The organism is Allomuricauda sp. ARW1Y1, from assembly GCF_013407935.1.
Classification (GTDB): domain Bacteria; phylum Bacteroidota; class Bacteroidia; order Flavobacteriales; family Flavobacteriaceae; genus Flagellimonas.
The window spans coordinates 159,320-179,115 of record NZ_JACBZU010000004.1 but is presented as its reverse complement, the minus strand read 5'-3'; the positions used below and the strand labels follow the sequence as shown (position 1 = coordinate 179,115).

The window sequence follows — 19,796 nt, the reverse complement described above, 5'->3', positions numbered from 1 at the left end:
GATTCAAAGCGGGTAAAGGTTGAAATCGCCCGACTGTACCGACCAAAATGTTTATTTTTACACCTTTAATCAGAATTCGCCCACTGGGCATTTATGGCACAGACTCCAAAAAATATAGCCATCATCGGTTCCGGATTGGTGGGTTCCCTGTTAGCAATTTATCTACGAAGAATTGGTCACACGGTGACCGTGTTCGATCGAAGACCGGATATTCGAACCATTAAGTTTTCAGGAAGATCCATTAACCTTGCCATGAGCAATAGAGGATGGCGTTCCTTGGATGAGGTTGGTATCGGTGACCGAATTAAGGATATTGCCATTCCGTTGGACAAACGGGCAATGCATGTGAATGACAAACCTGTTTACTTTCAAAAGTACGGAAAGGAAGGGGAGGCCATTTGGTCCATTTCCAGAGGGATATTGAACAAACGGATGATCGACCTTGCCGAAGAGGCTGGTGCACAGTTCCGTTTTAATGAAAAGGTTTGGGATGTTGATTTGCCCGAAGCAAAGATTTTTACCGGGGAATCCGAAAAAAGTGAATGGAAAGAGTACCATTTTGACCTGATTTTTGGTTGCGATGGTGCTTTCTCAAGGGTACGGCACAAAATGCAGCGACGAAGTAGGTATAATTATTCCCAGGAGTTTATTGATGTGGGCTATAAGGAGCTCACCATTCCCGCCAATGAAGATGGCACGCACAAACTGGATAAAAATTCATTTCATATTTGGCCAAGGGGCGAGTTTATGCTCATTGCTATGCCCAATATTGATGGAAGCTTCACCTGTACCTTGTTTCTGCCTTTTGAGGGCAAGGTTTCTTTTGAAAGCCTCCAAACCGAAGAGCAGGCCAGGGAATTCTTTAAAACGTACTTTCCCAACGTGCGCAAGGTGATTGAGGACCTCACCAAAGACTTTTTCAATAACCCTACCAGTGCCATGGTCACCATGAAATGCTACCCATGGACGTATTGGGACAAAGTGGCTCTAGTGGGTGATTCTGCCCATGCCATTGTACCCTTTTATGGGCAGGGAATGAATGCCGGGTTCGAGGATATTTACGTACTCGACCAACTCATGCGGCAACACGGTGATGATTGGGAGACCATTTTCTCCAAATACCAAGAGGAGCGAAAGCCGAATGCCGATGCCATTGCGGAATTGAGCTATCGGAACTTTGTAGAGATGAGCAGTAAAACGGCCGACCCTAAATTTCTATTGCAAAAGAAGATTGAAAAGCACTTTGCTGCAAAATATCCCGATAAATGGATTCCGGTGTACAGCCGTGTAACATTTTCGGACAGGCCCTACGCCGAGGCCTTGGCCATTGGGGACCAACAGGAGGAGATTATGCAAAAGGTGATGCAAATGCCCAAAATTGAGGAAAAGTGGGATTCCCAAGAGGTGGAGGATAAAATCTTGGAGTTTTTGGAACAGTAGGATGTCAACTATTCCATCTTGAGCACAGTCGATAATCTCTTTCTTCTGTTGTTTGACACAAATAGCACGAATTTCCTCTAATTAGCGGTGGATGCTGAAACTAGTTCGGCATGACGTTTTTCTTGGAACGTTTTTTCTATGGGTTGTCATGTCGAGCGCAGTCGAGACATCTTTTTATAACGGTCGTGTTATACTAATTTCACATTTTTTTGAGAGATGAAAGGATTTAAGATTTCCTGCGGTACTTCGAATTCGTTCGGCACTGGACCGGGCATTGCCTGCTTTGTATTTCTCAAAGGTGGCCCTCATTTCGAAATGACTGTGCCAACAAAAAAAGCCACCCGAAAGGTGGCTCATTATTGGTATAAAAATATTTTGGATTATAGCTTAGTAAAAAGCTTTTCCATGCGTTCTTGTTCTTCTTCGGCCAATAACGGGTCTACCAAAATTCGACCACTGTGCTCATCGGTAATGATTTTTTTGCGGGATGCAATCTCTACTTGAACCTGTGGTGGAATGGTGAAAAAGGAACCTCCAGAAGCTCCACGCTCTACGGGAACTACGGCCAGACCATTTTTTACGTTCTGACGGATTCTTTTATAAGCCTGGATCAAACGCTCCTCGATCTTGTCCTCGTATTCCTCGGATTTTTTCAAAAGGGCCTTTTCTTCTTTTTCCGTTTCGGCAAGAATGGCGTCCAACTCACCTTTTTTGTGTTTTAGGTGGCCTTCGCGCTCGGATAATTTTTCCTTAGTGGCAGCGATAACCTCTTTCTTCTGCTCAATCTGCGCCTTGAATTCCTTGATGTTCTTCTCAGCTAGTTGAATCTCCAATTCCTGGAACTCCACTTCCTTGGTCAGCGAGTTGAATTCTCGGCTGTTCCTTACGTTTTTCTGCTGCTCGCTATATTTTTTGATAAGCGCTTTGGCCTCGTCGATAAGGTTTTTCTTGGCAGTGATTTCGTAGTTGATGGTCTCAACATCTGTTTTCAATTTGTCCATTCTGGTCTTAAGACCAAGAACTTCGTCTTCCAAGTCCTGTACCTCCAAAGGCAATTCGCCTCTAACGTTGCGGATTTCATCCACTCTGGAATCAATGAGCTGTAAGTCGTACAATGCTCTCAACTTGTCTTCCACAGTGCTTTCTTTCTTGTTCGCCATATATGTTATAAATACTTGATGGGATTCGTTATACTCTCCGATAAAGAGACTGCAAAATTAGGAATTTTTTTCGTAAGATAATCAACCAATAAATCTTTTGTAAACTGCTCAGTTTCAAAGTGCCCCATATCGGCGATTACCAATTGGTTTTCGGCTTGGTAAAAATCATGATATTTCATGTCGGCTGAGATGAAAATATCCGCTCCAGCCTTCTTGGCGGCACCAATGGCAAAAGCACCACTACCGCCCAACACGGCCACTTTGTTGACCTTTTTCCCCAATAATTCGGAGTGGCGGACCACTTTGGCATTCAAGCGTTCTTTGGTACGTATCAAAAACTCTTTCTCGTCCATTTCCGTATCCAAGGTACCGATCATTCCCATGCCCAAATCCTGATTGCTATTTTCCAGCGTCAATACTTCGTAGGCCACTTCTTCGTAAGGGTGGGCTTCAAAAAGGGCGTTTAAAATGGATTTTTCCCTTTCAAAGGAGTAAATAACATTGATTTGCGCCTCCTTTTCAAAATGGACCTCACCTAATTTGCCAACGGTAGGGTTGGCCCCGTTACCTGCTTTAAAGCTGCCAGTGCCTTCCAAGCTGAAACTGCAGTTGCTGTAGTTGCCGATTTCTCCAGCGCCAGCTTTGAAGAGCGCCCGTTTGATGTTTTCTGCATCGGCAACAGGTGCATAGGTCGTCAATTTTTTGATGCTATTGGATCTTGGAATCAAAATTTGCGGATTTTTGATGCCCAATACTTCGCAAATTTTGGCATTGACCCCCATTTTGCTGTTGTCCAATGCCGTATGCATACTGTAAATGGCAATATTGTTGGCAACGGCCTTTAGTACTACCCGTTCCACATAGGTGGCCCCTGTTAATCTTTTAAGTCCCTTAAAAATGATGGGATGGAAGCTGATGATCAGATTACATTCTTTAGCTATGGCCTCATCGACCACATTTTCCAAGGTATCCAGTGTTACCAATGCCCCTTCCACCTTCATGTTGGGGTCGCCGACGAGCAGCCCTACGTTGTCAAAATCTTCGGCGTGGGCCAAAGGAGCTAGTTCTTCAAGCACTTTTGCGATGTCGTTAACGGTCATTTTAAAATTGTTAAGTGGCCTAAAGATAAAATATTATATTTTCGTCCAATGCTTCCATTACTCCGGAAAATAGCGTTCCCCATTTCGTTGGTATATGCCGCGGTCGTTTACTTGAGGAACTATTTGTATGATGTGGGTATGTTATCATCCAAATCATACGGTACACCCACCATTTGTGTGGGGAATTTGAGTGTGGGCGGTACGGGCAAAACACCAATGACAGAATATGTATTGAGATTGCTGTCCAATCATCGTGTAGCCGTTCTCAGCCGGGGATACAAGCGAAAGTCAAAGGGGTTTTATTTGGCCGGGCCAAGAAGTACGGTGTTGGAGCTTGGAGACGAACCTTACCAAATCCATCAAAAATTTCCCGAAGTTCCTATCGCGGTGGATGCTGATAGGCGCAACGGTATTGAACAATTGGAGCGTTTGGTCCGACCGGATATGATTGTTTTGGATGACGCCTTTCAGCATAGAAAGGTAAAACCGACCTTTTCCATTTTGCTCACTACCTATCAAAAGCCTTATAGGGATGATTGGTATTTGCCCACTGGGGATTTGCGGGATTCCAAAAGGGAAGGTAAACGAGCAGATGTAATCATTGTAACCAAATGTCCTGATAAACTTTCGGAAAAAGATAGGATGGACATGGTTGCAAAACTAAAACCAAATGCGGATCAGAAGGTATTGTTCGCAGCTTTTGCCTATAAAGATGTTGTATCCGACGGTGGCCAAAAAAAGATTCCATTGTCCCATCTCAAGAACAAAAAGTTTGCTTTGGTCACAGGAATAGCCGAACCTGGCCCGTTGGTTCAGTTTTTAAAGTCGCAAGGGTTGGATTTCAATCATTTTAAATTTGGAGACCACCACCCATTTACGGAGAGGGAGATTGAAGGTTTTAAGGGTAGCGAGTTGATTGTGACCACGGAAAAGGATTTTGTCCGCTTGCAGGGCAAAGCAGAAAATCTATATTATTTGGAAGTGGCCCATAGTTTTTCTTCCGAAGATGAAGCTTATTTGGCGAATGCTGTTCGAGCATTGCTCTAAACAGAACCTTCCATTTTGCTTCTAAAAATGTTTTCCCCAATTTTTTGATAGAACACTTCTGGCTTAAAGGGTTTGGTGACCACGTCGTTGCAACCAGCTTCATAAAAACTATCCAAACTATCATCCAAAGAAATGGCGGTCAAGGCAATTATAGGAATGTTTTTATCGAACTTGCGTATTTGTCGCGTAGCCTCCTCACCGCTGATGCCGGGCATGTGGATGTCCATCAGAATGGCATCGTAGGTGTTATTTTTTGCCATATCAATGGCTTCGTTACCATTGTTGGCAATGTCGCAGGTAATCTCTTTTTTGGTGAGCATTTTTTTGGTGATTACCTGATTGATTTTATTGTCTTCCACGACCAATACATGCAGTCCCTTAAATTGGAATTCCTCAACATTCAGTTCAAATGGGACCTCTTCGCCTTCCTTGGCCTCGTAATCCACATCCAGCTCAAAATAGAATGAGCTTCCATGGCCCAGTTCACTTTCCAATTGGATGGTAGTGCCGAACAGTCCCAATAGGCTTTTAACAATGGTTAGGCCGAGCCCTGTTCCACCGTATTCCCTGTTGATCTGAATAGATCCCTGCTCAAAACTTTCAAAGATATTTTTCTGTTGGTCTTCCGAAATACCTATTCCGTTGTCGCGGACCTCAAAATATAATTTTACTTGGTCCTCATCTTTTTTCAGCATTTTGGCAATGACTTCCACCTTACCATTTTTCGTGAACTTTAATGCGTTCCCAACAAGATTCATGAAGATTTGTGATAGCTTGATGGGGTCGCCCATCAACTTTTTTGGAATGGTGGGGTCATAATCCAAAATAAGCTCTGTCTTCTTTTCATTGGCATTCTGTTGCAGCGATTCCACTACATCTTCGAGCACTTTGTGCAGTTTAAACTCAATATTGAGCGGTTCCAATTTTTCTGCATCAATCTTGTTGATCTGTAAAATGTCGTTGATAAAATTCAGCAGGTATTCCCCTGAAAACTTGAGCGACTTCAGATGTTCTTTTTGGTGTTCCGAAGGATTTTCTTCCAACAACAGGTGCGTAAGCCCTGTTACGGCGTAGAGTGGTGTTCGAAGTTCGTGCGTTACCGTGGACAAAAAGTTGGTCTTGGCTTCCATGGCCGATACAGCTGCATCTCTCGCCAACTCTAATTCCTTGTTCTTGGTATAAAGCAGGTCGTTGGTCTTTAACTTGATTTGGTTGTTCCTAAAGAGCGAAACGGCCAATAGGGAAATGATTGTCAAAAAAGCAGAGGTTAATATCGCTGTTATCTCAGAGCGGTTTTTGGACTCGCTCAGCTCCTCGTTTTTGGCCTGCAGTTTGTTGAGTTCGTTCATTTGGTGGTCGAAACGGACCTTATCCGCAGTATCTGCATCCAATTTTGCCTTTTCGATATTGAAAACGGAGTCCTTCAGTTTTGCCAACGCCTTTGTGTAGACCAAGGATTCCCCGTAGTTCCCCTTTTTTTCGTAGATATTGGACAATTGCTCGTAGGCGTTTTTGATTTCTTTGGAGTAGCCATGTTTTTGGGCCAGTTCCAAGGCGGCCTTGGAATGGATGATTCCTTCATCAAGGTCATTTAAGGTCACACTGATCTTGGCCAGTTCCAGATTGGCCATCGTGGCCAAATAGGCCCTTTCCTCTTCATCTGAGTTGACAATTAGGGCATGTAAGTTTTTGACCGCATCATCATATTTTTCGATGTTGGAATAGATTCGTGCTTCCAGCAATAAAATATTGTTGGTGAGGTTTCGGTTGTTACTTACTTTTCTTGACTCCTCAAGTTGTTTTAACGCCTGAAAATTGTTTCCCTCGCCATAGCGAAGTGCGGCATCCAAATACAAGTGGAATGCCTCTCCATAGGAATAAGAGGTGTCCTTGAGCAGAATACTTGCCCTATCCCAGTAAAATATGGCCGTTTCTGGGTCTCCTTCTTCCAAAAAAAGGCGGGCGTACTGATGATAGGTGTCCAGCAACAACTTGGAGTCTTCGTTACTTTCGGCAATATTGGCAGCTTCGCTGAGGGTTTCCAGTGCTTTTTCTACATTGTTTTCGTGACGATACTTCATAAAATCGTCGAAAATGGTCTTCACGCCGGATGCTGAATTACCAATACTTTGGGCATAAAAAGGCTGTGTGCAAAACCAAATGCACAGTAGAAGTAGCGTGGTAACGCTTATCCTTTTGTTGGCCAAGGTTGAAATCAAACGTAGTTTTTCTTTATGAGCAAATCTATTAAATCAATAATCCTGGAACAATATCCAGTCTCGTTATCGTACCATCCAATGATCTTTACCATTTTGCCGATCACCGATGTCATCAAAGAATCAAACGTACAAGAGTGACAACTATTGTTTATATCGATAGAAACAATAGGGTCTTCGGTATAGTTGAGTATGCCTTTTAGGGTACTTTCCGCTTGCTCCTTAAAGGTAGCATTTATTTCTTCAATAGAGGTTTCTTGGACCACATTAAAGGTAATGTCGGTCAAGGAGCCGTTGGGAACCGGGACCCTTATTCCGCATCCGCCTATCACATCAGACAGCTCGGGGAAAATACTGGTAAGGGCCTTTGCGGCTCCTGTGGTGGTAGGGATTATGGATTGTCCTGCCGCTCTTGACCGTCTTAGGTCGCGGTGCGGGCTATCGTGCAAACTTTGGTCCGAAGTGTAAGAGTGTACTGTGGTGATGTAGGCCTGTTCTATGCCGCATAGCTCATTTATGATTTTGATCATGGGAGCGGCATTGTTGGTAGTACAAGAGGCGTTGGATATAATATCGTCGTCTGGAGCTATAATTTTTTCGTTTACGCCCAATACCACCATTTTAATGGAATCGTCCATCGGTGGTACGGAGAGAATCACTTTTTTGGCTCCATTTTTTAAATGGTGACCCAAGTCCTCTCGGGTCTTGAACTTTCCTGTGGATTCCACCACAATATCCACACCATGTGATTTCCAGTCGATTTCTTTGGGATGATGGTGGTTGAGCACAGGAATTTCCTTATTATCCACTAAAATATGGTTGCCCTTGTAGGTTACATCGGTATTCAGTACCCCATGTATGCTGTCATATTTGAGCAGATGTGACAAGGTTTCGGCATTCGCCATGTCGTTGATGGCGACTACCTGTATATTTGGATGCTGCCGCAGGAGCCTGAATAGGGTTCTCCCAATGCGCCCAAAGCCATTTATTCCAACCGTAATGTTTTTCATAGGCGGGGGAGGCGGATGGGCTAGTGGATGTGCTTGTGTGCTTTGTAGGAGGATCGCACCAAGGCTCCGCTCTCTACGTGTCTAAAGCCCATTTCCAAGCCTATTTCCTCATATTTTTTAAACTGTTCCGGTAAAATAAACTGTTTTACGGGCAGGTGTTTTTTTGATGGTTGCAAATATTGCCCAATCGTTACTACATCCACATTGGCCTTTCGCAGGTCTTCCATGGTTGCGATGACCTCGTGCTCTTCTTCTCCCAAACCGAGCATAATTCCAGACTTGGTTCTATTGGCACCGTTTTTCTTCAAATAGTCCAGTACTTCCAAGCTTCTTTCGTATTTGGCTTGGATTCGGACCTCACGGGTCAGCCTTTTCACGGTTTCCATGTTGTGGGAAATCACCTCTGGAGCCACTTTAAGGATTCGGTCCAAATGGGTAGAAATGCCTTGGAAATCAGGAATCAAAGTTTCCATGGTGGTATCGGGATTCATTCGTCGCACGGCCTTTACGGTCTCCGCCCAAATGATCGAACCCATATCCTTCAAATCATCCCGGTCTACGGAGGTGAGCACCGCATGTTTGATCTGCATGATTTTTATGGAACGGGCCACTTTTTCGGGTTCTGCCCAGTCCACGGTTTCCGGACGGCCTGTTTTTACCCCACAAAAGCCGCAAGAACGCGTACAGATATTCCCCAAAATCATAAAGGTGGCCGTACCCTCTCCCCAACATTCGCCCATATTTGGGCAGCTGCCTGAGGTACAGATGGTATGCAGATTGTACTTGTCCACAAGTCCCCTAAGCTGGGTGTACTTCTTGCCTGTGGGCAATTTTACCCTAAGCCATTTTGGTTTTCCTTTAGGTGGATGAACGTTTTCTGCTACGCTTGTGCTCATACGATTAATTTTGGTTTACAAAGATACGAAACTGGTGAGGAAACTTAATAGTGGTGAAGGGGTCACTTTTTTTTGATGATTTCGGCCAACAGCTTTTTGGCCCGGAGCAGTTTCACTTTCACATTATTAACGGGTTCATTGAGTTCTTTGGCGATATCGGCATAGCTCATTTCGTGAAAGTACCTTAGGTTGATGACCTCTTGATAGTGCGGTTTTAGTTTTTTGATGTCCCTTAGCAGGTTGGCCAGGTTTTGTTCCGTGATGAGTCGATCCTCGACGGATGGGGTTTCGTCCAAGACCTTTTTTACCTCATCTCCACGGGATTCCATGTCGTTGATCAGGCTTCTCTTGCGCTTTCGAAGAAGGTCTACATGTAAGTTTTTGGAAATGGTGATGAGCCACGTCTTAAATTCGTAGTTCTCGTCGTAGGTGTCAATTTTGTCAAAAGCTCTGGAAAATGTGCGAATAGTGATGTCCTCCGCATCGTTCTCATTTTTGGTGCGAAGCATTTGAAAGCCGTAAACATCGTTCCAAAAAGTATCAACGAGGTTGCTAAAGGCAATTTGGTTTCCTTCTTTTGCCTTTTGGATAATCTCCTGAATGGAATCCTCGGTTTTTTCCAAAAAATGAATCTTGTCTCTTTGTACGGATGGGGATTATTGGGTCTGGGTCACCGTATCTTTTTTGCAGTCCTGCTCCTCGGGAAGTTTTCCGCAAAATCCACATGCTTCTCCATCTTTGTTCAAAAAAGGGCTTTGACTTGCACAGGTTCCGGCAAATTCTCCGTCTTTTTTACCCCAAATCTTAATGGCGATACCTGCAAAAGCAAGTGCTAAAAGTCCAATGGTAACCAATACTAACTTCATAATCCATCTTTTGCACAAAGGTACAAAATAGCTAATTAAGACAAGCGGATTTAGAGTTTCTTTAGCCCTTTGGCTTAGTTGTATTTGATGTTCGCCACAATGTTGTCCACCGATGGCGTGGTGTTTCCACCTTCTGGCTCAATGGTGATATAGCCTACGGCATTGTCTGCGTAGGGTAGGGCAAGGAGTTTGTCCTTTTCATCAAAATTTTTGATTACGCCCAAGTTGACCAACTCACCGTTCACCTCGGCCCACATCTGGAAGCACTTGTTCTCGGGAAGCTCTGGCACATTGCTCACATTGATGTAGGAAAGTTTTTTTACCGGATTTATATATGCTATGGCCTTTAGTTCCTTGGCTTCGCGTTCACCTCTCACGGCATATTTTTTGGTGGCCGGGTTGTTCAGGACAATAAATTGGTTCCTCATATCGGCCAATTGGTCCTTCATATTGTTTTCCAAATACTTGATTTGGTTCGTCACCATGGTGTTTTCCTCTTGCAGGGTTTTGTTTTGGTTCCAGAAGAAGATGGAAGATCCAGTAAGAATCATGATGGCGATACTTGCTGCCGCAGCATAGCGCCAGAACCTTTTGCTGATCATGGTCTCTTTCTTGGCACTTGCCATTATAATTTCCCTCAGGCCTTCTGGAGTTTTTCTCGCGTACATGTTGGCGAAGGTCTCCAGATTTTTTTGAAGCTCGTCGTAGGTTTCCCTGACCTCGGGGTACATGGCAATATAGCGTTCTGCCTTTTGGGATTCCTCCTTGGTGGTGTCATCCAAAAGGTATTTCTCCAAAATGTCGGATTCCAAAAATAGTTTTACTTTCTCCTTCATGACAATAGATTTAAGATAAAGAGCAAGGACATGGTGGTACCGTAAATCTTTCCAAGTTCCCTAAGTCCGATTTTTAGTCTGGACTTTATGGTGCCGAGAGGGATATCCAATTCATCACTTGCCTCCTGCTGCGTCATTCCTTCAAAAAATAGGGCCTCTAAAACAATTCTGTACTTATCTTCAATTTTATCCAAGTTTTCTTGGATGTCCAGATGTTCCGGGTTAATGGCCTTCACTCCAACATTATATACGTCCGAAACATCGATTTGGATTTCCTTGTCGGATTTATTGTTGACGCTTCGCAGTTTATCGATGGCCGTATTGCGAACAATGCGAAACAACCATGTAAAAAGCTTTGCTTTGGAGGCATCATAGGTATCTGCCTTTTTCCAAATTTTGATAAAACTTTCTTGAAGAACATCTTGGGCCAGATCCTCGTCCTTTACCACTTTAAAGGCGACACCAAACAAGGTATCCCCATAATTTTCGTAAAGTAGGGAAATCGCCTTGTCGTCTTTCTCGGCAAGGAGCGAAACAATATGTCTCTCGATCAGTGTGCTCATTTATGGTGGTTTTGGCATTTTTTTTTGAACGCCCAAAATCTAAAATAGGATTTATCTCGTATATAAGACAAAGCTACGACGGAAAAAGCGTTTTTGTCTCGTAGGATTTTGGAAACACAAAGGGTAACAGCCCTTTTCGATATACATAAGTTTGGTTAGTTTGGTTTGGTATAACCCTCGTTATTGTCTTCAATGCGAGGGTTATTTTATGATGTTGACCTCCGGTTGTATTTTTATCTTGAACTGCTTGTATACTTCTTCCTGAATCTTTTTGCTGAGGTCAAGGATTTCCTGCCCGGTGGCATTCCCATGATTGACCAGTACCAAGGCCTGTTTGTCGTGCACACCAGCATCACCGAACCGTTTTCCCTTAAACCCACATTGCTCTACCAGCCAACCAGCAGGTATCTTGAATCCGTTGTCATCGACCTCATAAAAAGGGGCGTCGGGGTGTTTTTTGATGAATCGGTCGAAGGCCTTCTTTGAAATGACCGGGTTTTTGAAAAAACTTCCGCTGTTTCCAATTTCTTTGGGGTCCGGCAGTTTGCTCCTTCGGATGGCGATTACTGCTTCCGAAATATCCTGAATAGTGGGGTGTACAATGCCCTTTTCCTTGAGCTCGTTCTCGATGGAGCCGTATCCCGTGTGCAGTACATGGTTCGTTTTGGTCAGTTTTAGGACCACCGAGGTGATGATGTATTTGTCCTTGGCCTCGTTTTTGAAAATAGAATCCCTATATCCAAAGGCACAGGCCTCGTTATCAAAGCCTTCCAACTCTCCGGTTGTTACATCCATGGCCGCACAGCTCACGAATACATCCTTGAGTTCAACCCCATAGGCACCTATATTCTGAATGGGTGCTGTTCCCACATTACCGGGAATCAACGAAAGGTTTTCCAGTCCGCCGTAACCTCGCTCCAAGCTCCATAGCACCAGTTCGTGCCAATTTTCGCCTGCCATCACTTTAACCTCTACGCTGTTTTCGTCCTCCTCGACTACCGTGATACCCTTGAGGGCAATATGCATGACCAAGGCATCGATATCCTTGGTGAGCAGCATATTGCTTCCACCGCTAATAATGAATTTTTTGGGATAGGCCTTTAGTTCCAGTACTTTCTGGAGCTGCACCAGACCGGTTATTTCAACAAAGAACCGTGCCTTAACGTCAATACCAAAGGTATTGTAGTTTTTTAAGGATATGTTTTCCTGTATGTTCACTGTTTGTTGTACTCGGTTAAGGCCTTGCCCAAAATTTGGACGGCCTTTACAAGTTGCTCTTTTTCGAGCACATAGGCAATTCTTATTTGGTTTTTTCCAAGGCCTGGTGTTGCATAAAAGCCTGCGGCCGGTGCCACCATCACGGTGTTCCCGTCTACTTCAAAGCTTTCCAGCAACCATTGGGCAAAATGGTCGGCATCTGCAATGGGCAGTTCGGCAACGCAGTAAAAGGCACCCTGTGGAGTGGCCACTTTTACTCCTTCCAATTTATTGAGCTCGGTAATCAATAGATTTCTTCGGGCAACGTACTCATCAATGACCTCCTCGAAGTAGGATTGCGGTGTTTCCAAAGCCGCTTCACTAGCAATCTGTGCAAAGGTGGGAGGGGACAAACGGGCCTGCGCAAATTTCATCGCTGTGTCGATTACAGCTTTGTTTTTCGAAATCAAACATCCGATTCGTGCTCCGCACATGCTGTATCTTTTGGAAACGGAATCCACTACAATGGCGTGTTGCTCCAGTCCCGTTACCTGGAGAATGGAGTAATGCTCCCTTCCGTCATAGGTGAATTCGCGGTACACTTCATCGGCCACCAAAAAAAGGTCGTGTTTTTTTACTAGTTCTGCCAGTTGATGGATTTCTTCCCTGCTGTATAGGTATCCCGTAGGATTCCCCGGATTACAGATAAGAATGGCCTTGGTTTTTGGGGTGATGAGCTCCTCGAACTTTGAAATAGGGGGAAGTGCAAAATTATTGTCGATGGATGAAGCAATCGGTTTGACCTTTACACCTGCAGCCGTCGCAAAACCGTTATAGTTGGCATAAAAGGGTTCGGGAATGATGATTTCATCATCGTTGTCCATAATGGTTCCCATGGCAAAGGACAAAGCTTCCGAACCACCTGTGGTCACAATAATGTCCTCGGAGTCCACAAAAATGTCCTGTTTGGCATAGTAGCCCGCAATTTTTTTGCGATAGGCCTCGGAGCCTTGGGTCATACTGTATTCAAGTACTTCAATGGTGTGGTTTCTCACCGCATCGAGCGCCACTTTGGGGGTTTTGATATCGGGTTGTCCAATATTGAGATGAATAACATGTGTTCCCTTTTTTTTGGCAGCCTCGGCGTAGGGCACCAATTTACGGATGGGCGATGCGGGCATCTGTACCCCTTTGTTCGAAATACTTGGCATGTACTAAAGTTTTCGCAAAAATGAGAAAACCTAGTATCGAAAACAACAAGTTTGAGGATAATTTCCTTGTCTACTAAAATGTTAAAGTATAGCAAGTTATGGAGCTTTATTTGTATATTTCTTAATGGAGATGCAATAAGGTTGCTTATGTGGAAAAGAATTGCTCTGATTTTTACGCTTCTTTTAGTTGTGCCGAATTTTATTTGGGCACAGGGGTTTGCCTTGCCCAGCAATAAAAAACATCAAAAAATTCGGTTTGAGCTCATCAATAACCTGATTATTATCCCAGTGGAGATCAATGGGGTGGAGCTTACTTTTATTTTGGATTCTGGGGTGAGCAAGCCCATCCTTTTCAATCTTTCCCAATCCGATTCCGTTCCCATCAATAATGTATCGGAAGTAACCATACGTGGGCTTGGTGATGGTGAACCGATGAAGGCACTGAGTTCCAAAGGAAACAGATTTACCTTGGGCGATGCCAAAAACTATTCGCAAGACTTATATGTGGTGATGGATAGGGGCATTGACTTTTCTACCAGTTTGGGAATACCTGTTCACGGTATTATGGGCTATGACCTTTTTAGGGATTTTATTGTTGAGGTTAATTACAATAGCAAGAAGCTAAAACTGCACAACCCTGAACTTTATACACACAAAGAACGACGCAATAGGCAAACCATTCCATTAAAGGTAGAACGTCGAAAAGCCTATGTGGAAGGAACCGTGCTCATGAAGGACACGGCCAATATTCCCGTAAAATTATTGGTGGATACGGGCAGTAGTGATGCCTTATGGCTGTTTCCTGAGCCTGAAAAAGGCTTGGAAATCCCTGAGAAAAACTACGAAGATCACTTGGGGCGGGGCCTTAGCGGTGACATTTACGGAAAACGCAGTAAGATTGATGGGGTCCAGATAGGTGGTTTTAAGTTGGATGAAGCCAAAGTGGCCTTTCCGTATCGGGAATCTTTCCAAGGATTGGATAGCCTTGGTGATCGTAACGGAAGTCTTGGAGGCGAAGTACTCAAACGGTTCAATATGGTTTTTGATTATGCCCGAGCTAAGGTCACCCTAAAAAAGAATGGAAATTTTAAAGAACCCTTTCAGTATAATTTGGCGGGAATAGATTTGCAGCACAACGGATTACGGTACATAGCAGAGCGCATTGCTGATGCCAATGGGATTGTCAAAGAGGACAATGCAGATACTTTTGGAAATGTCCAGATTTTATTGGAAAACAAAACAAGACTGAGCTTGGTCCCCGAAATCGTGGTATCCGGTATCCGTGCGGGAAGTCCGGCCGCCGAAGCCGGACTCCGTGAGGGCGATGTGATATTGGCCGTAAATGGGAAAAGGGTACACCAATATAAATTGCAGGAAATCCTTAAAATGATCAATGAAAAGGAAGGGAAACGGATAAAAGTCCTCATCGAACGATACAATCAGGATCTGTTGTTCACCTTTGTCCTCAAAAAAATGTTTGACGACGATTAAAAAGCAAAAGCCCCGAACCATTGGTTCGGGGCTTTATTCATCGATATTTCTTAACGCTTACTTTGCGCCAGGAGTTTTTACATTACCCTTGATCTTCAACACTTTTGTAGGCGTGTCGGCATTTGAGGTTACCGTAATGGCCTTACGAATGGGGCCAACCCTGTTGGTATCATATTTCACTTCGATTTCACCAGTTTTACCAGGCATAATGGGCTCTTCAGGCTTTTTGGGGATAGTACATCCACAGCTAGATCTAACGTTGCTGATCACCAAAGGTGCATCACCTGTGTTGGTAAATTCAAAAACACGGACACCATCACTACCTCTTTCAATTTCTCCGTAATCAATGGTCTCGCTTTTAAATTCGATTTTAGCGGTCTCTTGAGCATATACCCCTAAGGATAAGAGCCCTACAAACAGCATGAGTACAGTTTTTTTCATCATTTTTGGTTTTTGGGTGAACTTCAAATGTAGATGTTTTGATACCTGCATCCAAAATTCTTTTGTTATAGAATAACGTTACTTATTTTTGTTTCGTATTTCTGGATTGGCCCTCATCCGAAGAATAGCGTAAAATTAACATTTAGCTTTCCCTTCAAAAAAAACCAATCACAGTCCAATTAAACAAAAACTGTACCGAAACATGGAAATTCCATCAAAATATGACCCAAAACGGGTGGAAGAGCACTGGTATGCCTACTGGTCGGAGCATAAGTACTTCAGTTCCAAGCCCGATGATAGGGAGCCCTATACCATTGTAATCCCCCCGCCCAACGTAACGGGCGTGCTTCATATGGGCCATATGCTCAACAATACCATTCAAGATGTCTTGATTCGCAGGGCAAGGCTCTTGGGTAAAAACGCCTGCTGGGTTCCCGGGATGGACCATGCATCCATTGCTACCGAAGCCAAGGTGGTTGCCAAATTGAAGGCTGATGGTATCGATAAGTCAAAACTGTCGCGTGATGAATTTTTGAAACACGCCTGGGACTGGACCAACGAGTACGGAGGGGTTATTTTGCAACAGTTAAAAAAACTGGGGTGTTCCTGCGATTGGGATCGCACCAAATTCACTATGGATGACGATATGTCAGCATCGGTGATCAAAGTTTTTGTTGATTTATATAATAAAGGTTTGATTTACAGGGGGTACCGAATGGTGAACTGGGATCCCGAAGCCAAGACCACCCTATCGGATGAGGAGGTCATTTATGAAGAACGACAAGGCAACCTGTATTATTTGTCCTATGCCATTGAAGGTTCTGACGAGAAAGTGACCATTGCCACTACGCGTCCAGAAACCATTTTGGGAGATACCGCCATCTGCATCAACCCCAATGATGAAAGATATCGTCATTTACGGGGCAAAAAGGCCATTGTGCCCATTTGCGACCGAGTCATACCTATCATTGAGGACGAATATGTGGACGTTGAGTTTGGGACTGGATGTCTCAAAGTTACTCCGGCGCATGACGAAAACGATAAAAATCTTGGGGACAAGCACAATTTGGAGGTTATCGATATCTTCAACGAGGATGCCAGTCTCAATTCCTTTGGATTGCACTACGAGGGGAAGGACCGTTTTGAGGTACGAAAGGAGATTGTGAAAGAGCTACAGGAAAAGGGATATTTGGTGAAGACCGAACAGCATACCAATAAAGTGGGTACTTCCGAACGGACCAAAGCTGTAATCGAGCCCCGATTGTCCGATCAGTGGTTCCTAAAGATGGAAAATTTGGCCAAACCTGCCTTGGAAGGGGTTTTGGAAACCAAGGATGTAAAACTATACCCATCAAAGTTCGATAACACCTATCGCCATTGGATGGAAAATATCCGCGATTGGAACATTTCCCGACAATTATGGTGGGGTCAGCAGATTCCTGCCTATTATTACGGTGATGGAAAAGAGGATTTTGTCGTGGCCGAAACTCCGGAAGAAGCACTCAAACTGGCACAGGAAAAAACTTCGGACCTCGGACTTCGAGCTTCAGACTTGAAACAGGACCCAGATGTATTGGATACCTGGTTCTCCTCTTGGTTATGGCCCATCAGCGTGTTTGGAGGTATTTTGGAGCCAGAAAATGATGAGGTCAATTATTATTATCCGACCAGCGACTTGGTTACCGGACCCGATATTTTGTTCTTTTGGGTGGCCAGAATGATCATGGCCGGGTATGAGTATAGAGGAAAACGACCCTTTGAAAATGTTTACCTCACAGGATTGGTTCGCGATAAGCAACGTCGAAAAATGTCCAAATCCTTGGGGAACTCCCCCGATGCACTCCAATTGATAGATGATTTTGGTGCTGATGGAGTCCGTGTGGGCCTTTTATTGAGCTCCGCCGCAGGTAACGATTTATTGTTTGATGAAGCCCTTTGCCAACAAGGAGCCAACTTTGCCAATAAAATATGGAACGCCTTTCGATTGGTAAGAGGTTGGGAGACAGCCGATATTGCTCAGCCCGAAGCCGCAGTAAAAGGAATCGAATGGTACAAGGCCAAATTCAATCAGACTTTGGTTGAAATAGAAGACCATTTTTCCAAATACCGAATTTCCGATGCCCTCATGGCCATTTACAAAATGGTTTGGGACGATTTCTGCTCGTGGCTGTTGGAAATTGTAAAACCGGAATACCAGAAACCCATTGATCGGAAAACATACGAGGAGGTGTTGCGTCTTTTTGAGGAAAACCTAAAACTGTTGCACCCCTTTATGCCATTCTTGACCGAGGAGGTTTGGCAGCACATTGCCGAACGCAGCCCAGAGGAGGCACTTATCGTTTCCCAATGGCCAAAAGCAGAAAAGGTGAATACCCAGTTGATCTCAGATTTTGATTTTGCTGCGGAGGTCATTTCCGGAGTCAGAACCATCAGAAAAGAGAAAAACATCCCGCAGAAAGATGCGTTGGAGCTTTTTATGTTGAATGCCGAAGGCGTAAGTTCCCAAATGGATGCCATCATCATCAAATTGGGCAACCTCTCGACCATGGAAACCATAGATGCCAGTTTGGATGGCGCCCTGACGTTTCGGGTGAAAAGTAACGAGTACTTTATTCCCATTAGCGGAGCTATCGATGTGGAGGCGGAAATAGCCAAGATTACGGAGGAGCTGAACTATACCAAAGGATTTTTGAAGTCCGTTGAAAAAAAGTTGGGCAACGAACGCTTTGTAAACAATGCTCCCGAGCAAGTCGTGGCCATGGAACGCAAAAAAGCGGCCGACGCGGAGGCCAAAATCGAGACCTTGGAAAAAAGCCTAGCCAGTTTAAAATAACTTTGGCTGTCATATCATGAGTTTGAGAAGGGAAGTCTGCTTCCCTTTTCTTTTTATTTTTCATACTTTGGACGAACAATAACCAACGTCTTTTGCACTTATGAAAAACCTCGATAGACGAAGTTTTATCCAAAAAACTTCACTTTCTGCTGCCGCGATAACCATTGCTCCATCGTATTTAAAAGCCAATTTGGAACGCCCTTTGGCATCAACCTATATGGGTGGATTTGCTGCACCTCAATTGGAAAAGGTGCGTGCCGCTTTCATTGGTGTAGGTGCCAGAGGGGGAACCCATGCCAAGTTCTTTGCTGCGCTGGAAGGTACCGAGGTGGTCGCCATTTGTGATTTGTATGAAGATTTGGTAAAAGAAAAGACCCAATGGGTAAAAGAGGCGGCCGGGGAAAATCGGCATAAAAACATCAAACCATACTGGGGTGATGAGGATGCATGGCGAACCATGCTAAAAGAAGTGCGACCAGATATTGTTTTTATTGCCACTAATTGGGCCAACCATGCCCCAATGGCCATCGGTGCCATGGAACACGGGGCACATGCCTTTGTTGAGGTACCCATTGCAACCACCATTCAGGAGATGTGGGATATTGTGGATGCGAGCGAACGCACCCAAAAACACTGTATGATGTTGGAAAACGTCAATTACAGTCGGGATGAGTTAATGTTCCTCAATATGTGCCGACAAGGGGTGATTGGTGAAATCTTGCACGGGGAAGCAGCGTACATTCACGAATTACGATGGCAAATGGAAGAGCAGGAGCGAGGTACGGGCTCATGGCGGACCTACCACTATGCCAAACGAAATGGAAACCTATATCCTACCCATGGTCTGGGACCGGTGGCCCAATATATGAACCTCGCACGGCAAGATGATACTTTTGGCAGCTTGGTTTCCTTCTCCACGCCAGCGAGGGGGCGTGAACTATATGCCGAGAAAAATTATCCATCCGACCATAAATGGAATCGACTCGATTTTAAAGGTGGAGATTTAAATACATCCATCATTAAAACCGCTATGGGAAAAACCATTATGGTGCAGTGGGACGAAACCAGTCCAAGACCTTATTCTCGATTAAACTTAGTGCAAGGAACCAAAGGAATTTTGGCTGGCTTCCCAACCCGTGTTGCATTGGAAGGTGGGGTGGAAGGGCTTACCAAAGACCATCACTCTTGGGTGCAAGGGGAGCAACTTCAAAAATTATACGAGAAATACGACCATCCTCTTTATAAAAGACTGAACGAGGCGGCCAAGGGCAGTGGACATGGAGGCATGGATGGCATCATGGTGTACCGTATCGTGGAATGCCTCCAGAAAGGACTTCCTTTGGACCAAAATGTGTACGAGGGTTGTTTGTGGAGTGCAGTTTCCCCATTGAGTGAACGTTCCGTGGCCAGCGGTGGGGCGCCCCAGCCTTTCCCTGATTTTACGAGGGGCAACTGGAAAGAAACTGCACCTTTGGAAATTGTTGATTAA

The 19,796-nt window shown here is 44.4% G+C and carries 17 protein-coding genes; 5 read left to right on the top strand and 12 right to left on the bottom strand.

Annotation, left to right across the window (positions count from 1 at the left end):
- Positions 1-93: 93 nt before the first annotated feature.
- Entirely contained in the window at positions 94-1,440 is a 1,347-nt protein-coding gene (locus GGE08_RS12035) for an NAD(P)/FAD-dependent oxidoreductase (RefSeq protein ID WP_179385135.1), read from the top strand.
- A 380-nt stretch (positions 1,441-1,820) separates the two neighbouring features.
- On the opposite strand, the gene GGE08_RS12030 is transcribed toward GGE08_RS12035, so the two are convergent.
- Together GGE08_RS12030 and GGE08_RS12025 are read right to left on the bottom strand one after the other, a co-directional pair.
- Positions 1,821-2,600 carry a zinc ribbon domain-containing protein gene (locus GGE08_RS12030; RefSeq protein WP_179385134.1) on the bottom strand — a complete coding sequence of 260 codons (780 nt, stop codon included), beginning with the start codon at positions 2,598-2,600 and terminating at the stop codon, positions 1,821-1,823.
- A gap of 5 nt (positions 2,601-2,605) precedes the next feature.
- Complete coding sequence (locus GGE08_RS12025) at positions 2,606-3,700, bottom strand: Nif3-like dinuclear metal center hexameric protein (protein ID WP_179385133.1); 1,095 nt, start codon at positions 3,698-3,700, stop codon at positions 2,606-2,608.
- 48 nt (positions 3,701-3,748) lie between these two features.
- Between GGE08_RS12025 and lpxK the strand changes: the two genes are divergently transcribed.
- Positions 3,749-4,747, top strand: a complete 999-nt coding sequence (lpxK, locus tag GGE08_RS12020; protein WP_179385132.1) for a tetraacyldisaccharide 4'-kinase — start codon at positions 3,749-3,751, stop codon at positions 4,745-4,747.
- On the opposite strand, the gene GGE08_RS12015 is transcribed toward lpxK, so the two are convergent.
- The 9 genes from GGE08_RS12015 to GGE08_RS11975 all read right to left on the bottom strand — a co-directional run bounded on the left by GGE08_RS12015 (position 4,744) and on the right by GGE08_RS11975 (position 13,542).
- The gene (locus tag GGE08_RS12015; RefSeq protein WP_313790901.1) at positions 4,744-6,852 is read right to left on the bottom strand and encodes an ATP-binding protein; all 2,109 of its coding nucleotides are present in this window, start codon (positions 6,850-6,852) and stop codon (positions 4,744-4,746) included. The genes lpxK and GGE08_RS12015 overlap by 4 nt on opposite strands.
- Positions 6,853-6,962: 110 nt before the next feature.
- Positions 6,963-7,973: a type I glyceraldehyde-3-phosphate dehydrogenase gene (gene gap / locus GGE08_RS12010; protein WP_179385130.1), complete on the bottom strand. Its 1,011-nt coding sequence runs from the start codon at positions 7,971-7,973 to the stop codon at positions 6,963-6,965.
- 20 nt (positions 7,974-7,993) lie between these two features.
- Positions 7,994-8,869: a lipoyl synthase gene (gene lipA / locus GGE08_RS12005; RefSeq protein ID WP_179385129.1), complete on the bottom strand. Its 876-nt coding sequence runs from the start codon at positions 8,867-8,869 to the stop codon at positions 7,994-7,996.
- A gap of 62 nt (positions 8,870-8,931) precedes the next feature.
- Entirely contained in the window at positions 8,932-9,492 is a 561-nt protein-coding gene (locus GGE08_RS12000) for an RNA polymerase sigma factor (protein WP_179385128.1), read from the bottom strand.
- A gap of 33 nt (positions 9,493-9,525) precedes the next feature.
- Positions 9,526-9,735: a membrane or secreted protein gene (locus tag GGE08_RS11995; RefSeq protein ID WP_179385127.1), complete on the bottom strand. Its 210-nt coding sequence runs from the start codon at positions 9,733-9,735 to the stop codon at positions 9,526-9,528.
- A 74-nt stretch (positions 9,736-9,809) separates the two neighbouring features.
- Positions 9,810-10,571: an anti-sigma factor gene (locus GGE08_RS11990; RefSeq protein ID WP_179385126.1), complete on the bottom strand. Its 762-nt coding sequence runs from the start codon at positions 10,569-10,571 to the stop codon at positions 9,810-9,812.
- Positions 10,568-11,134 carry an RNA polymerase sigma factor gene (locus tag GGE08_RS11985; RefSeq protein WP_179385125.1) on the bottom strand — a complete coding sequence of 189 codons (567 nt, stop codon included), beginning with the start codon at positions 11,132-11,134 and terminating at the stop codon, positions 10,568-10,570. Before GGE08_RS11985 ends, GGE08_RS11990 begins: the two co-directional genes overlap by 4 nt.
- A gap of 201 nt (positions 11,135-11,335) precedes the next feature.
- Positions 11,336-12,352, bottom strand: a complete 1,017-nt coding sequence (murB, locus tag GGE08_RS11980) for a UDP-N-acetylmuramate dehydrogenase (protein ID WP_179385124.1) — start codon at positions 12,350-12,352, stop codon at positions 11,336-11,338.
- Positions 12,349-13,542, bottom strand: a complete 1,194-nt coding sequence (locus GGE08_RS11975) for a pyridoxal phosphate-dependent aminotransferase (RefSeq protein WP_179385123.1) — start codon at positions 13,540-13,542, stop codon at positions 12,349-12,351. The genes murB and GGE08_RS11975 overlap by 4 nt, the downstream gene beginning before the upstream one ends.
- Positions 13,543-13,689: 147 nt before the next feature.
- Between GGE08_RS11975 and GGE08_RS11970 the strand changes: the two genes are divergently transcribed.
- Positions 13,690-15,033, top strand: a complete 1,344-nt coding sequence (locus GGE08_RS11970; RefSeq protein ID WP_179385122.1) for an aspartyl protease family protein — start codon at positions 13,690-13,692, stop codon at positions 15,031-15,033.
- Positions 15,034-15,090: 57 nt separating this feature from the next.
- Here the strand turns inward: GGE08_RS11970 and GGE08_RS11965 are convergent, their stop codons facing one another.
- Positions 15,091-15,477, bottom strand: coding sequence for a DUF1573 domain-containing protein (locus GGE08_RS11965; RefSeq protein ID WP_409553495.1), 387 nt, complete (start codon positions 15,475-15,477; stop codon positions 15,091-15,093).
- 199 nt (positions 15,478-15,676) lie between these two features.
- Between GGE08_RS11965 and GGE08_RS11960 the strand changes: the two genes are divergently transcribed.
- Both GGE08_RS11960 and GGE08_RS11955 read left to right on the top strand, forming a co-directional pair.
- Positions 15,677-18,307, top strand: a complete 2,631-nt coding sequence (locus GGE08_RS11960; protein ID WP_179385120.1) for a valine--tRNA ligase — start codon at positions 15,677-15,679, stop codon at positions 18,305-18,307.
- Between the two features lie 100 nt (positions 18,308-18,407).
- Positions 18,408-19,796, top strand: coding sequence for a Gfo/Idh/MocA family protein (locus GGE08_RS11955; protein WP_179385119.1), 1,389 nt, complete (start codon positions 18,408-18,410; stop codon positions 19,794-19,796).

What these genes read in the sequence shown, in the direction of transcription:
- lpxK (WP_179385132.1), top strand. Translation starts at nt 3,749, where the DNA reads ATGCTTCCATTACTCCGGAAAATAGCGTTCCCCATTTCGTTGGTATAT.
- GGE08_RS12030 (WP_179385134.1), bottom strand. Translation starts at nt 2,600, where the DNA reads ATGGCGAACAAGAAAGAAAGCACTGTGGAAGACAAGTTGAGAGCATTG.
- gap (WP_179385130.1), bottom strand. Translation starts at nt 7,973, where the DNA reads ATGAAAAACATTACGGTTGGAATAAATGGCTTTGGGCGCATTGGGAGA.
- GGE08_RS11975 (WP_179385123.1), bottom strand. Translation starts at nt 13,542, where the DNA reads ATGCCAAGTATTTCGAACAAAGGGGTACAGATGCCCGCATCGCCCATC.
- GGE08_RS11970 (WP_179385122.1), top strand. Translation starts at nt 13,690, where the DNA reads ATGTGGAAAAGAATTGCTCTGATTTTTACGCTTCTTTTAGTTGTGCCG.
- lipA (WP_179385129.1), bottom strand. Translation starts at nt 8,869, where the DNA reads ATGAGCACAAGCGTAGCAGAAAACGTTCATCCACCTAAAGGAAAACCA.
- GGE08_RS12025 (WP_179385133.1), bottom strand. Translation starts at nt 3,700, where the DNA reads ATGACCGTTAACGACATCGCAAAAGTGCTTGAAGAACTAGCTCCTTTG.
- GGE08_RS12035 (WP_179385135.1), top strand. Translation starts at nt 94, where the DNA reads ATGGCACAGACTCCAAAAAATATAGCCATCATCGGTTCCGGATTGGTG.
- GGE08_RS11955 (WP_179385119.1), top strand. Translation starts at nt 18,408, where the DNA reads ATGAAAAACCTCGATAGACGAAGTTTTATCCAAAAAACTTCACTTTCT.
- GGE08_RS11995 (WP_179385127.1), bottom strand. Translation starts at nt 9,735, where the DNA reads ATGAAGTTAGTATTGGTTACCATTGGACTTTTAGCACTTGCTTTTGCA.
- GGE08_RS11960 (WP_179385120.1), top strand. Translation starts at nt 15,677, where the DNA reads ATGGAAATTCCATCAAAATATGACCCAAAACGGGTGGAAGAGCACTGG.
- GGE08_RS11990 (WP_179385126.1), bottom strand. Translation starts at nt 10,571, where the DNA reads ATGAAGGAGAAAGTAAAACTATTTTTGGAATCCGACATTTTGGAGAAA.
- GGE08_RS11965 (WP_409553495.1), bottom strand. Translation starts at nt 15,477, where the DNA reads ATGATGAAAAAAACTGTACTCATGCTGTTTGTAGGGCTCTTATCCTTA.
- GGE08_RS11985 (WP_179385125.1), bottom strand. Translation starts at nt 11,134, where the DNA reads ATGAGCACACTGATCGAGAGACATATTGTTTCGCTCCTTGCCGAGAAA.